The following is a 13820-nucleotide window of genomic DNA, read 5'->3' as shown; positions in this document are numbered from 1 at the left end:
TACGAGGTAAGGAATTTGGCAGAGGAATTAGAACATGCCTTACAACAAGTTAAAGCAGCGGGTTATAAGATGACCCCGCAACGGAAATTGATATTAGATTATTTGATTAATCACGAGACGCATCCCACAGCGGAAATGATTTATCAAGATTTGCAACAACAAGATGAACAGATTAGTTTGGCAACGGTGTATAACACTTTAGAAATGCTGTTAGGTACACAATTGGTATTGGCCATTGATAGTGATCAAGATGGTAAGCGCCATTATGATTACTTTGGTCATCCGCATTATCATGCCATTTGTACGAATTGTGGACGGATTGTTGATGGAGAGAATTTTGATTTTAGTCAACTCCCAAATACTGCTGCAAATGAGACCGGGTATCTCATAACCGGTTATGAGGCGACAGTAAAAGGATTGTGTCCAGAATGTCAACGTAAATTAGAGAATCAAAAGTAAATACATTGAATTGTAATTTAGTTTCATTCTAATTTGTGATAACATAGTGAATGAACGAACAAGCAAAATTGTGTCGCTCAAATAAGGGTATAAACATTAGGAGGTTTCAGAGATGGTTTCGATTAATCCAGCTAAAGCACAGGACGTTTGGAAGGACGTCGGTGAACATGTCGATTTCGTGGTCTTGTCATTAACCCGCGCTGATCAAGCAGCGGCCCAAGCAGGAATTGAAGAGTTTGCTGACCGCAGTCAAGCGATTATTCGCTCTTTACGCATCCGAGCAGCGGAGGATAATCTAAAGGTTGCAATTGGCTTTAGTAATGCCGCATGGGATTACTTGTTTCCCAATGCAGCTAAACCTAAGGAACTCGAAACCTTTACTGGTGTATCTGGTCCTGAATATAGTATGCCTGCCAGTGCAGGTGATATCTTTTTACATGTTCGAGCTAAAACAGAAGCAACTGTTTATGAAGTAGTATCGCAATATCGCCGCTTTTTGAAAGATTTCACAACAGTTGTCGATGAGACAAAAGGTTTTCGTTACTTTGAAGGTCGCGCAATTATTGGCTTCATTGATGGAACTGAAGCACCTGAAGTGCAAGATGCGGCTGAATATGCCATTATCGGTCACGAAGATCCAGAGTTCATTAATGGGTCATACGCCTTTGCTCAAAAATGGCTGCATGATATGTCTTTCTGGGAAAATCAATCGACAGAAACGCAAGAAAAGGCGGTAGGGCGTGAGAAGTTTAATGATTTAGAGCTTGAGGATGAAGAAAAATTTAAAAATGCCCACAACGTTGCGTCTAAATATGAGCCAAATGGGGAAGAACAGAAGATTGTCCGGATGAATGTCCCCTTTTCTGATCCGGCTAATGATGCCACGGGAACTTATTTTATTGGTTATTCTCGTTATTGGCATGTCACCAAGAATATGCTGATTAATATGGTGGACCAAAGCGACTTCTTGTTAACATTTTCAACTTTATTGAGCGGCCAACTTTATTTTATTCCATCGCGTGACCTCTTAGCGGACATCGCTGATGGTAAATTAACAAACTAGACCACTGAAAAGACGATTTTGAAATCGTCTTTTTTTTATGAATTGGACTAGTTTGATTTTTTTCATACAATTTGGGCTAAAAAGGCTTGTTTTGGCTTGTGAAAACGGTTACACTAATTGAGTGATATTATTCATTGAAAAAATACAGGAGTAGAGCATATGGTCACGAATATTTTAATTTTTATCATTGCGATGCTTGCTGGTATGGAATCGGTTTTGGATGCTTGGGAATTTCATCAACCGATTTTGGCGGCGAGTTTAATCGGAATTGTAACCGGTCATCCCGTTGAAGGGTTGATGTTAGGTGGTTCCTTACAGTTGGTTACTTTGGGCTGGATGAACGTTGGGGCGGCGATGGCTCCCGATACAGCCTTAGCTGCAGTTGCAGGGGCAGTCTTAGTTACTGGTCCAGCACAGTTATCAGTAATTCAAGGAGTTACTTTGGCGATTCCTTTGGCGGTCGCTGGGCAAATGTTGACGATTTTCGTTCGTACATTAATGGTTACTTTCACGCATATGGCGGATGCTTTTGCGAAGCGCGGTGAAGCGCGTAAGATTGAAATCTTACACTTCACGGGTCTATTTATTCAAGGTTTGCGCGTAGCAATCCCAGCTATTTTGATTTTGGCTTTGCCAACTACTACAATTACCAGTGCGATTAATGCGATACCATCCGTTATTACGAATGGATTGCAAGTTGCTGGTGGCTTTATCGTGATTGTTGGTTATGCCATGGTTGTTAACATGATGGCATCTAAGTCACTTTGGCCATTCTTGTTCCTTGGCTTTGCGCTATCAGCAGTCACCGAGTTGAACTTGACTGCCATGGGTATTATTGGAGCGGCTTTGGCTTTGATTGTTGTGCAATTAACAAAGTATGACAATGTTGAAGTTGGTGAACAACCTCGTGATGTTTCAATCGAATCAGAAGAAGAACGAGCCAAGCCTTTGTTGACGAAGCGCGATCAAATTTCAACATTCTTGCGTCAAAGTTTCTTGCTTGGTTCATTCAACTATGAGCGTATGCAAAACATGGGTGTTGCTTATATCATGATGCCAACACTTCGCCGCTTATATAAGGATCAACCAGAAGAATTTGCGGCTGGTCTAAAGCGTCACCTTGAATTCTTTAACACTCATCCTTACTTGGCTTCACCTATTATTGGGGTTTCAATGGCCATGGAAGAGCAACGTGCTAAGGGTGCGCCAATTGATGACGCTACAATTAGTTCAGTTAAGGTTGGAATGATGGGACCAGTTGCTGGTGTCGGAGATCCACTTTATTGGGGTACATTGCGTCCCGTAATCGGAGCTTTAGCTGCATCATTTGCGGCCCAAGGATCAATGATGGGGCCATTTATCTTCTTCTTTGCTTGGAATGCGATTCGTTTGGCAACCCTATGGTATGGTCAAAAGTTTGGCTACGAACAAGGAACCAACATTGGGATGAACCTTTCAGGTGGCCTTATGCAAAAGGTGACCCAAGGGGCTTCAACCATGGGTATGTTTATGATGGGAGTTTTGGTGCCACGTTGGACGACGATGAACTTCCCACTTGTTATTTCTAAGATTAAGAATGACCCACGAAATGTGATTAGCATTGATCACGTGAATGAAGTCATTCAAAAGCACAATGTTACTGGAGCTGATATTACTAAGTTGGCTCAAGAGTTAACTAGTGGTAAGGTCTTTGGTAATTATAAGGTAACGACATTAGGGGATGTCTTTAATCAACTTATCCCTGGATTGATGCCATTACTTGCTTTGTTCTTAGTACTTTGGTTGCTACGTAAGAACGTTTCACCAATCGTCATTATCTTTGGTATCTTCGTTGTTGGAATTCTTGGATATGCAGTCGGTATTTTTGGAGTTTAATCAGAAGATTATATTTTGATAGTAATGAAAAATAAAAAGTCTTAAGTGCGTCTTGGCAGGTCAGACACTTAAGACTTTTCGTTTCGTATCGAGCAATAAACTAAAAATTGATGGTAATTTTAGCTAACTTCAAGCTTAGCTACTTATAATTAATTAGGTAAATTTTGATTGGGAAAAGTTGAGGGCATGAAAATGGCAAAAGTATATATTGTCGGCGCTAAACGTACCGCAATTGGTAAATTCGGTGGAATATTAGCGTCAATTTCAGCACCAGAATTAGGAGCAACCGCGATTAAGGGCGCTATGCATCAGGCAAATGAGCATGGGGAAGCTTTTCCGGTTGACCAAGTGATGATGGGAAATGTTTTACAAGCGGGATTGGGTCAAAACCCAGCTCGGCAGGCCAGCCAATTGGCCGGTCTAGGTGATCAAACACCAGCAATCACCTTAAATGATGTGTGTGGATCAGGTTTATCAAGTATTAATACTGCCGCTGCCTTAATCCAAGCCGGTCAGGCTGATATTATGGTGGCTGGTGGTATGGAAAGTATGTCGAATGCCCCTTATGTGCTTGATAAAGCCCGTTTTGGTTATCGTATGGGCGACGGGCAATTGAAAGACACGCTTTTGTCTGACGCATTGACGGATGCCCAAGATGGCTTTCATATGGGCATTACTGCTGAAAATATTGCTGAAAAATATGGTATTAGCCGACAAGCAATGGATGAATATGCTTTGCAGAGTCATCAACGGGCAGTTGATGCGATTGAACAAGGACGTTTTGCAGATGAAATTGTTGATGTGACAGTGCATCAAAAGAAGGGCGATGTGGTGGTCAATACTGATGAAGCACCACGTCCAGACACGTCAATGGAGAAATTGGCCAAACTAAAGCCAGCCTTCCAAGCCGATGGTAAGGTAACCGCTGGAAATTCTTCTGGAATTAATGATGGTGCGGCCGCTTTAGTTTTGGCTAGTGAAGCAGCAGTCGAAAAATATAATTTAAAGCCATTGGCGGAATGGCTTGATGCTGGATTAGTTGGTCTTGATCCAAAATTCATGGGTATCGGACCTTACTATGCTATTAAGGCACTCTTAGATCGTCAACCAGACTTCAATTTGGACGATGTGGCAACCTTTGAATTGAATGAAGCTTATGCTGCGCAAGCACTCGCTTCAAATCAGTTGTTGCAACTTGACCAAACGCGTGTAAATCCAAATGGAGGCGCAATTGCATTGGGGCATCCGGTGGGTGCTTCCGGGGCACGCGTGCTTGTAACCTTATTGCATGAAATGCCAAGTGATAGTCTCGGTGTCGCAGCCTTGTGTATTGGTGGCGGTATGGGTGTTTCAGCCCTAATTAAAAAATTAGCATAATATTAATAAAAAGCGTTCCCACATTGGTGGGGCGCTTTTTTTGCAAGTTAAACTATGATATCGTATACATACCTTATACTACAGTATTAGAAAAAATGTGAAACGAGGCAATTTGGATATGACCGAGTGGATTTCCATTGAACATGCAGTACAAAATAATTTGAAAGATGTTTCTGTTAAAATTCCAAAACACGAATTTGTGGTTGTGACTGGTTTATCAGGGTCTGGTAAATCATCATTAGTGTTTGATACTTTAGCAGCTGCTTCACGACGCCAATTAAATGATACTTTTGCAACCTTTGTCCAACAATATTTGCCAAAATATGACCGTCCGGATGTGCAAAAAATCGAAAATCTTCCAGTTGCAATTGTGGTCGATCAAAAGAAGCTATCTTCAAATGCGCGCTCAACGGTTGGAACGTATACTGATATTTATACATATCTTCGTTTATTATTCTCACGCGTGGGTGAACCATTTGTAGGTTATTCGAATACATTTTCATTCAATAACCCCGAAGGAAAGTGTCCAGAGTGTGATGGATTAGGAACAGTTACTGAGATTGATGTGCATAAATTGATTGATTTTGATAAGTCTTTAAATGAGGATGCCATCGATTTTCCAACCTTCAAGCATGGTTGGCGCTGGAAGCGCTATGCTTATAGTGGTTTGTTTGATTTAGATAAACCAATTAAAGATTATGATGAACACGAATTGTATTTGTTACTTTATCAACCACAAACAAAGTTAGAAAATCCACCAAAGGAATGGCCAAAAACTGCGCTTTATGAAGGGGTTGTCCCACGGATGGAACGGAGCGTCTTACATAAAGATGAAGGTAAGCGCCATCAAAAAGATGTTGATCGTTTTGTGACTGTTAAAACTTGTCCAGTTTGTCATGGAACGCGCGTAAGTGAACGGGTTTTGTCATGTAAGATTAACGGTAAAAACATCGGGGATGTGGTTGAGATGCCAGTTGATACAATTATCGACGACTTCTTGGCCGAAATTAATGATCCGGTTGCTGATGAAATGAAGCATCAAATCCAAGAACGCGTACAAGCTTTGGTTGATTTAGGACTAGGTTATCTAACATTGAGCCGTGAAACGGGGACGCTTTCTGGTGGAGAAGCACAGCGAGTAAAAATTTCTAAGTACATGAATAGTGAATTAACTGATATGATGTACATCTTAGATGAACCAAGTGCTGGGCTACATCCTAAAGATGTGACACGGTTTAAAGCGGCCTTATTGAAACTGCGTGACAAAGGCAATACCGTCATTGTGGTTGAGCATAATCCAATTATTATTGAATCAGCCGATTATATTATTGAAATTGGACCAGGTTCAGGTGCAAATGGTGGTGAATTGATTTTTGATGGACCTTATGACGAATTTAAAAATGCTGATACGTTGACCAGCAATTTATTACGTCAAAAATATCCATTGAATACGGATCCAAAGCAACCAACGGAATGGATTCCAATTGAACATGTTCAACAAAATAATGTGCATGATTTGAGTTTGGAAGTTCCAATGGGCGTAATGACAGTGGTCTGCGGTGTTGCGGGATCTGGGAAGAGTAGCTTGTCGCAAGCTATTTATCAGCAACTTCAAGCACGGGATATGGATGTCATCAGTATTGGCCAAAAAACTGTTGGGGTGAACCTACGGTCAACACCACTAACTTATTTGAATATTTTTGAAAAAATTCGTAAGTTATTTGCTGATGCAACCGGCCTAAGTGCGAGTGAATTTAGTTATAATGGTGATGGCGCATGTCCGGCATGTAACGGTAAAGGTGTGATTAAAACTGAAATGGCCTTTATGGATGATGTCACGATGCCATGTGACGTGTGTCATGGTACACGCTATAAGCCTGAAATGGCCGATTATAAATACCATGGTAAGTCTATTGTTGACGTATTAGCGATGACAATTGATGAAGGGACTGAATTTTTCGCGGGTGAAAAATTTGATGGCGACTTGCAGTCATTAGTTGATGTTGGTTTAGGATATTTGCATTTGAATCAAAGCCTTTCAACCTTGTCAGGTGGCGAACTACAACGATTGAAATTAGCTCGTTACTTGAGCCAAGATCCAGCCATTTACATTTTGGATGAACCAACTGATGGACTTCATTTGGCTGACATTAGTCATATTATTAACTTATTCAAGCAAATGGTCGCAGATGGTAGTACTTTGTTTATTATGGATCACCATACGGATGTCATGAAAGCAGCCGATTGGCTGATTGAAATGGGACCAGAGGGCGGTATTAATGGTGGACAACTAATGTTTGCTGGGACACCACAAGCCATGGTTGATAGTGATGACCAAATTACACGACCTTTTTTTATATGTTGTGTTAAAAGGAGATGAAATTTTCCCTATTTCAATTATTATATTTTTTCTGTCAAATTAAGCGCAGTTGTGGTGTTTTTTGTTAAAGAGTATCACTGATACTATCAAATTGAATATTTGAATTTATTTTTAGGCTTCTGAATTAAAAATGATGAATAAAATATTTTTTACATTTTTTGGATATTTGTGAATATGGAATCGCATTATGAAAAATTGAATTTAACTTTCTTTTTTGTTATCATGTTTACTCATAAGCTATGCGTATTCATTTCATTTGCGAATTAGCGAATGAATTTGAGGAGGAGTAATTAACTTTATGAAGAATCAAAAAATGGGCCTATTCCAGATTGTGATGTTGGCCTTAGGAGCTTTGATTGGCTCAGGTTGGCTATTTGGATCATGGGAGGCCACCAAAGTTGCGGGACCTGCCGCAATTTTTTCTTGGATTATTGGAGCGGTCGTGATTGGGACGATTGCCTACAACTATGTTGAATTAGGAACGATGTTTCCTGAATCGGGTGGGATGAGTAAATACGCTCAAATCAGTCATGGTTCATTACTAGGCTTTATTGCCGCTTGGGCGAATTGGGTGTCATTGATTGCCTTAATTCCGATTGAATCCATTGCGGCCGTGCAGTATATGGGGTCATGGCCTTGGGACTGGGCAACTTGGACGAATCATTTTTTTGAACAAGGCAGCTTAACTTTCACCGGTTATGTGGCAGTCGTGCTGTTCATCATTGTGTTTACGTTGCTGAACTTTTGGTCTGTGAACTTGTTAACGCGTTTCACTAGTTTTATTTCTATTTTTAAAATTGGGATTCCGGCCTTAGTTATCGTGATGTTTACGATGAGTGGTTTCCATCCGGGTAATTATGGTCATTCACTTGGTGAATTTATGCCATACGGAACGGCACCGATTTTTGCTGCGACAACTGTTGCCGGAATCATTTTTTCATTTAATGCCTTTCAAACGGTTATTAATATGGGAAGTGAGATTAAAAAGCCTGAACGAAACATTGGGTTAGGGATTGCGATTTCTTTGGGAATTGCGACGGTGATTTATGTGCTTTTGCAAAGTACGTATATTACGTCACTTAAGCCATCTTTTATTGCTGAAACTGGTTGGCATGGTATTAACTTCCAGTCACCTTTTGCTGATTTAGCATTGATGCTTGGTTTGCATTGGTTATCAGTTCTGTTGTATATGGATGCCTTTGTTTCTCCATTTGGAACTGGTGTTTCATTCGCGGCGACAGCTAGTCGAACTCTTGCCGCGATGGTCTCAAACAACCATATGCCAAAGTTTATTGGTAAAATTAATGAACGCTACGGGATTCCACGGATTGCTATGGTCGTTAACGCGATTTTGAGTATTATTTTGGTCGTCATTTTCCCATCATGGAGTGCTTTGGCTAGTGTGATTTCGACCTCAACTTTGATTGCATATTTGACGGGACCTGTCTCAGTTATGAGCTTGCGCCGGGTTGCGCCTGATTTGAAACGTCCCTTTAAGGGAAAGTTGATGCCGGTAATGGCACCGGTTGCGTTTGTGTTAGCATCATTGGCAACATATTGGGCCATGTTCCCAACAACACTTCAAGTCATCGTTGTGATTTTATTGGGATTACCATTCTACTTTTACTATGAAAAGAAGTTAGGTTATCCAAATACTAAAAATGCGTTTAAGAGTAGTTTGTGGATGTTAGGTTACTTAGTCTTTATCTCGTTTGTGTCATTTATTGGGTCAACCGAATTTAATGGCTTAAACTGGCTACACTATCCATGGGACTTCGTGATTGTCATTATTGGATCATTGGGCTTCTATGCCTGGGGTGTTCGAACATCATTTAAGGGGCGGTACTTTAAGGAAGCCTTACCATTGAATGATTCAGTTGTCGTTGAAGATAATTAAAGCATTACAAAAAAATAAAACCGTCTCTTTTAAGAGACGGTTTTATTTTAATCTTGGCGATCTTTAAGCCATACACTGAGTTGGCTTAGGGTTTTTAGGATATCATCAGCATGATCTGGATAGGCAAACCGATCCTGGATTAATTGGTGGGTGCTAACTAAAGCGAGCCAAGCCGTAACATCTTGGTTCGAAGCATCTTCGTCTAAATCAGGTAGCATCTGAGCGTACCGACTTGCTGCTTTGGGGTCATTTGATTTAATCAGGCTTTCATTGACTTGGAAATATTTATCTAGGAAGTCGTAGTATGGATTTTTAGGCAAGGCCTTAATAAACGCAATGGTACCTTGGAAAGGGTCAGCTGAATGGTGCTGATGGACGGTCATTAAAATTTCACGCAAGACCCACATATAGGCGTCATAAAGATCATCAAAGTAGGTGTAAAATGAGCCCCGTGAAATACCCGCCGTTTTGACAATCCGTGCAACCTGCGCTTGATCAAGGGTATAATTTGAAAACTCGTCGATTAAGACTTGTTTCAACTTTCGCTTTTTATCGGGATTTAATTTTTCAAATGTTGATGATACCATGTTACTACTCCTTTTAGTATTGATTACCTCTATTCTCTAACTAAACGTGACACTGTGTCAACTTAAATATCAGTAATAAAAATGAAATTTGTATGATTTTAACTTAGAGCTAGGCTATAATAAGGCAAAATAGGTACAAAAAGGAGTTGGAATGCGTAATACAAATGTAGAAACAGCGCCTTTAATCGAGTTTACCCATGTTGATAAGGCTTATCAGAAGCAGTTTGCGGTGCATAATTTAAACTTATCCATTCGAGCGGGTGAATTTTTTGTATTAGTTGGTGCTAGTGGTAGTGGAAAAACGACCACATTAAAAATGATTAATCGCTTGATTGAACCGACGGCAGGGACAATTACCTTTGCAGGACGTCCGCTTGTTGATCAATCAGTTAATGACTTAAGACATCAAATTGGATATGTTTTGCAGGATGGAGCGTTATTTCCTCATTTAACAGTTCTTGAAAATGCAGCGATGACTTTAAATGCAATCGGTGTTTCGACTAAAGATGCGAAACCGCAAGTTGCTTCATTATTAGATGAAGTTGGTCTTGATCCAGCGCGCTATCTAAATCGTTATCCTAAAGAATTGTCCGGAGGAGAGCAGCAACGGGTGGGCATCGTGCGAGCATTAGTAGCTAATCCACAAGTTATTTTAATGGATGAACCTTTCAGTGCCTTAGATCCAGTGTCGCGGAAGCAATTGCAAGATCTTGTCTTGAACTTACATGAAAAAAGACAAACCACGATTGTCTTTGTAACCCATGACATGGATGAAACTTTACGCTTAGGGACACGCATTGGGGTGATGCATCAAGGCCATTTGGAACAAGTGGATGCCCCAAGTGTCTTGTTGCAAAAGCCTAAAAATTCAGCTGTATCAAAATTGTTTTTACAACAGCATGGGCATACTGTTAGTGATGTGATTGCGCACGGTTATTATGAAACAGGAAATGGAGATGAAATTCCCCGCGTGACCGTTGAACAAACGTTAGCTGATTTAGCGCAAGCGCTGTTAGATGCGCCAAACGCAGCTGTTTTGGTTAATCAAAATCAAGTCATTACCCAAGCTCTGTATTTGGAATACATGGCTAATCAACAAGAATAGGAGGGGGCGATGACAAGTTTTATTAATTTTATTCAAGCTCAGGGTGACACGCTACGCAATGCTTTATTCACGCATATCGGTTTATCATTGGTATCAGTAGCTTTAGCGATGCTAATTGCCATTCCATTAGCAATTGCATTGATGAACCATCCACGTCTCGGTGAAGTTATGTTGCAAATCACGGGCGTTATTCAAACGATTCCAAGTTTAGCAATTTTAGGTTTACTGATTCCCATTGTTGGTATCGGCACGGTGCCAGCGATTATTGCTTTAGTGCTATATGCGTTGATGCCCATTTTCCAAAATACGTATGCTGGCTTAACACAAATCGATGCAAATTTGTTGGAGGCCGCGGATGCTTTCGGTTTGTCGTGGTGGTACAAACTCTTTAAAATCAGGTTACCGTTAGCGTTGCCCTTGATTTTCTCAGGGATTCGGATTGCTTTAGTTTTAGTGATTGGAACCGCAACTTTGGCATCCTTAATTGGTGGTGGTGGCCTGGGTACGTTCATTATGCAGGGAATCCAAAATAATAATAATACAGAATTATTAGTTGGAGCTGTGTGTTCGGCCGCTTTAGCAATTATCTTCTCAATTGGGTTACGCCTGTTGAGTCATTTATCATTAAAAAAATTGGCGCTGGTGATTGGCCTTTTAATTGTTGGGCTCGGTGGTGCCTTTGGCTTTCAAGCATATCAGCAGCAACAGCATCAAGAAGTTGTGATTGCCGGTAAGCTTGGTGGTGAGCCTGAAATCTTAATGAATATGTATCGTGAATTGATTCAGCAAGAAAATCCAAAACTAAAGGTCACTTTAAAACCTAATTTTGGGAATACGACTTTTATTTTTAGAGCCTTACAGAACAAACAAGTCGATATTTATCCTGAGTTTACGGGGACCGTATTGCAAAATTTGTACCCTGAAAAATTAAAGAGTCATAATCCGGCTCAAGTGTATCAACAGGCCCATCAAGTGATTCAAGAAAAATCAGATTTAACTTATTTAAAGCCGATGGCTTATGAAAATCGATATGCGCTCGCAGTTGATCAACAGACGGCTAAACGTTATCACTTGAAGACGGTTTCAGATTTAGCCCGGGTTAGCCCACAACTATCAGCGGCGTTTGAAAATGATTTTTATCATCAGCAAGATGGTTATCAGGGTTTAAAACGAAAATATCAGCTACATTTCAAAAATGTGAAAAGTATGGAGCCTAGTCTCCGTTATGAGGCTTTAAAAAATCATCAGGTCCAAGTGGTGGATGCTTACACAACAGATCCACAAATCAAAGTCCAAAAACTCGTGGTTTTAAAGGATGATTTAGCCTTCTTCCCACCATACCAAGGGGCGCCATTAGTGCGAAATGAGTTAATTAAGAGACACCCAGAAATTCAAAAGAGTTTAAATCGCTTACATAACCGGATTTCAGAATCGGAAATGATAGAAATGAATTATAAAGTGACGGTAAAGCACGAAAAAGCCCAACGGGTCGCGCATGAATACTTAAAATCGTATCGATTAATTCGCTAAATTATGAGTAATTTATGAAAACCCTTTTATTTAAATTGCATATTGAAATAAATTAATGTATTATATAGCTACAGGAGGTGATGTTGTGAAGAGAAGTAAAAAATTAGGTTACTTGCTTGGCTTACTAATCCTAATCTTGTTTTCTGGCACACTGATTCTCTCTTACTATAAGGTTGCTCCGGCTAACTTTAAATTCACGGGTAAACCCTATGTCGAAGCACATAGCTTTATCATGACGGATCCTTATTGGCAACAATTTATGTTCTGGGTCGCAGTTGCGATTGCAGTTGTGGCAGTAATTGCCTTTATTATTGTGCTAATCTATCCACGTCAGATTGATGCCTACGTTTTTAAGGACAAAAAGAGCAAGAGTAAGTTACGAATTAGTCGTAAAGCAATTGCTGGATTTGTTACATCAAGTCTTGCTGATCAAAAAGTTGTATCTAATCCAAAGGTAAAGCTTAATGTTCGCAAGCGTAAGTTGTTGATTGAAGTTAAAGGTAGTTTAACTAATTCAGCATCTGATTTAACAGATTTGGAAAAGCGTTGGGCAGAGAAGTTGGCGCAAGATTTGAATGACATGCTTGGTATTACACAAAAGAAGAAGATTAAAGTTCATATTGTGAATACAAAGCCTGCCAAAAAGTCTAGTGTTGAACGTAATGCACCAAAGAAATCTCGAGTGGTTTAGAGGAGTTGATGCATATGGATACTATTAAGCAAGTATGGTCTGCCTATCGGTGGCCTATTATCGGTGGAATTATCGGCTTAATTGTCGCAATTCTATTCTTAGAATTTGGTTTTTGGAAAACCATGTTAGTTGTTGTTCTAGTTGCAGCGGGTGTCGCTGGCGGGCTTTATCTTCAAGCTCAAGGTTACTTTGGTGATCGACGCCAAGATGACGACCCACGTCTATAATATTTCATAAATCGGAGGGAAGAGATTATGACAAACGAAAACGTAAACGTAAAAGATAACAAGCAAGCACAAAACGGTGTTTCTGGTAAGCTTTCATTTGATGACAAGGTTGTTCAAAAGATTATCGGAATTTCATTGGAACGTGTTGACGGTCTGTTGACTGTTGATGGTGGTTTCTTCTCAAACATGACTGAAAAGTTGGTCAACACTGACAACGTTACTTCAGGAATCAGTACTGAAGTTGGTGAGAAGCAAGTTGCTGCAGACATGCAAATCGTTGTTGAATACGGTAAGGATGCCCGCGTCATTTACTCACAAATGAAGGAAATTGTTTCAGAACAAATCAAGAAGATGACTGGTTTGGACCTTGTAGAATTCAACGTTGAAGTTGTTGATATTCAAACAAAGGCTGAATACGAAGCTAACAGCAAGTCAGTTCAAGATAAGATTCAAGAATCACGTAAGTCAGATGATGATTCAAAGAAGCAACAATCACAACAAGCTTCAAACACATCAGCTACTCGTGTTAACTAATTAATAATTTAATTAAAATAAGCGAATCCAATTTGGATTAGCTTATTTTTTTTAAACTGGTATAATGCCAACAAAAGAATTTAGCGAGGAATAAT

12 protein-coding genes and 1 pseudogene are annotated in these 13820 nt (G+C 40.0%); 12 read left to right on the top strand and 1 reads right to left on the bottom strand.

Features of this window, described 5'->3' with window-relative positions:
* Positions 1 to 15: 15 nt before the first annotated feature.
* From JOC36_RS02790 to JOC36_RS02765, 7 genes and pseudogenes are all read left to right on the top strand, one after another.
* A complete protein-coding gene (locus tag JOC36_RS02790) occupies positions 16 to 459 on the top strand; it encodes a Fur family transcriptional regulator (protein ID WP_239517514.1) in 444 nt (147 codons plus the stop codon).
* Positions 460 to 571: 112 nt separating this feature from the next.
* A complete protein-coding gene (locus JOC36_RS02785) occupies positions 572 to 1522 on the top strand; it encodes a Dyp-type peroxidase (RefSeq protein ID WP_205144987.1) in 951 nt (316 codons plus the stop codon).
* Between the two features lie 159 nt (positions 1523 to 1681).
* A pseudogene (locus JOC36_RS08870) lies at positions 1682 to 2401 on the top strand (mannose/fructose/sorbose family PTS transporter subunit IIC); the annotation flags it as partial.
* Positions 2402 to 2470: 69 nt separating this feature from the next.
* Positions 2471 to 3397, top strand: coding sequence for a PTS system mannose/fructose/sorbose family transporter subunit IID (locus JOC36_RS08865; RefSeq protein WP_239517528.1), 927 nt, complete (start codon positions 2471 to 2473; stop codon positions 3395 to 3397).
* A 192-nt stretch (positions 3398 to 3589) separates the two neighbouring features.
* On the top strand, positions 3590 to 4774 hold the full coding sequence (locus JOC36_RS02775; protein WP_205144986.1) for a thiolase family protein: 1185 nt from the start codon (positions 3590 to 3592) through the stop codon (positions 4772 to 4774).
* Positions 4775 to 4892: 118 nt separating this feature from the next.
* On the top strand, positions 4893 to 7154 hold the full coding sequence (locus JOC36_RS02770) for an ATP-binding cassette domain-containing protein (RefSeq protein WP_205144985.1): 2262 nt from the start codon (positions 4893 to 4895) through the stop codon (positions 7152 to 7154).
* A gap of 298 nt (positions 7155 to 7452) precedes the next feature.
* Positions 7453 to 9051: an APC family permease gene (locus JOC36_RS02765; RefSeq protein ID WP_205144984.1), complete on the top strand. Its 1599-nt coding sequence runs from the start codon at positions 7453 to 7455 to the stop codon at positions 9049 to 9051.
* Between the two features lie 47 nt (positions 9052 to 9098).
* Here JOC36_RS02765 and JOC36_RS02760 read toward each other — a convergent pair whose 3' ends face one another.
* On the bottom strand, positions 9099 to 9638 hold the full coding sequence (locus JOC36_RS02760) for a TetR/AcrR family transcriptional regulator (protein WP_205144983.1): 540 nt from the start codon (positions 9636 to 9638) through the stop codon (positions 9099 to 9101).
* A gap of 151 nt (positions 9639 to 9789) precedes the next feature.
* Between JOC36_RS02760 and JOC36_RS02755 the strand changes: the two genes are divergently transcribed.
* The 5 genes from JOC36_RS02755 to JOC36_RS02735 all read left to right on the top strand — a co-directional run bounded on the left by JOC36_RS02755 (position 9790) and on the right by JOC36_RS02735 (position 13725).
* Positions 9790 to 10743, top strand: a complete 954-nt coding sequence (locus JOC36_RS02755) for an ATP-binding cassette domain-containing protein (protein WP_205144982.1) — start codon at positions 9790 to 9792, stop codon at positions 10741 to 10743.
* 9 nt (positions 10744 to 10752) lie between these two features.
* Positions 10753 to 12273 carry an ABC transporter permease/substrate-binding protein gene (locus JOC36_RS02750; RefSeq protein ID WP_205144981.1) on the top strand — a complete coding sequence of 507 codons (1521 nt, stop codon included), beginning with the start codon at positions 10753 to 10755 and terminating at the stop codon, positions 12271 to 12273.
* Positions 12274 to 12358: 85 nt separating this feature from the next.
* Positions 12359 to 12964 (top strand): alkaline shock response membrane anchor protein AmaP, encoded by a 606-nt coding sequence (gene amaP, locus JOC36_RS02745; RefSeq protein ID WP_205144980.1) that lies wholly within the window; start codon positions 12359 to 12361, stop codon positions 12962 to 12964.
* A gap of 14 nt (positions 12965 to 12978) precedes the next feature.
* Positions 12979 to 13191, top strand: coding sequence for a DUF2273 domain-containing protein (locus JOC36_RS02740; protein ID WP_239517512.1), 213 nt, complete (start codon positions 12979 to 12981; stop codon positions 13189 to 13191).
* A 27-nt stretch (positions 13192 to 13218) separates the two neighbouring features.
* Positions 13219 to 13725: an Asp23/Gls24 family envelope stress response protein gene (locus tag JOC36_RS02735; RefSeq protein WP_205144978.1), complete on the top strand. Its 507-nt coding sequence runs from the start codon at positions 13219 to 13221 to the stop codon at positions 13723 to 13725.
* Positions 13726 to 13820 lie beyond the last annotated feature (95 nt).

This window comes from Weissella uvarum (assembly GCF_016908785.1).
GTDB classification, from domain to species: domain Bacteria; phylum Bacillota; class Bacilli; order Lactobacillales; family Lactobacillaceae; genus Weissella; species Weissella uvarum.
The sequence above is the reverse complement of the archived record's forward strand: the minus strand, read 5'-3'. Positions and strand labels throughout refer to the sequence as shown.

What these genes read in the sequence shown, in the direction of transcription:
- JOC36_RS02755 (WP_205144982.1), top strand. Translation starts at nt 9,790, where the DNA reads ATGCGTAATACAAATGTAGAAACAGCGCCTTTAATCGAGTTTACCCAT.
- JOC36_RS02760 (WP_205144983.1), bottom strand. Translation starts at nt 9,638, where the DNA reads ATGGTATCATCAACATTTGAAAAATTAAATCCCGATAAAAAGCGAAAG.
- JOC36_RS02785 (WP_205144987.1), top strand. Translation starts at nt 572, where the DNA reads ATGGTTTCGATTAATCCAGCTAAAGCACAGGACGTTTGGAAGGACGTC.
- JOC36_RS02750 (WP_205144981.1), top strand. Translation starts at nt 10,753, where the DNA reads ATGACAAGTTTTATTAATTTTATTCAAGCTCAGGGTGACACGCTACGC.
- JOC36_RS02740 (WP_239517512.1), top strand. Translation starts at nt 12,979, where the DNA reads ATGGATACTATTAAGCAAGTATGGTCTGCCTATCGGTGGCCTATTATC.
- JOC36_RS02775 (WP_205144986.1), top strand. Translation starts at nt 3,590, where the DNA reads ATGGCAAAAGTATATATTGTCGGCGCTAAACGTACCGCAATTGGTAAA.
- JOC36_RS02770 (WP_205144985.1), top strand. Translation starts at nt 4,893, where the DNA reads ATGACCGAGTGGATTTCCATTGAACATGCAGTACAAAATAATTTGAAA.
- JOC36_RS02765 (WP_205144984.1), top strand. Translation starts at nt 7,453, where the DNA reads ATGAAGAATCAAAAAATGGGCCTATTCCAGATTGTGATGTTGGCCTTA.
- JOC36_RS02735 (WP_205144978.1), top strand. Translation starts at nt 13,219, where the DNA reads ATGACAAACGAAAACGTAAACGTAAAAGATAACAAGCAAGCACAAAAC.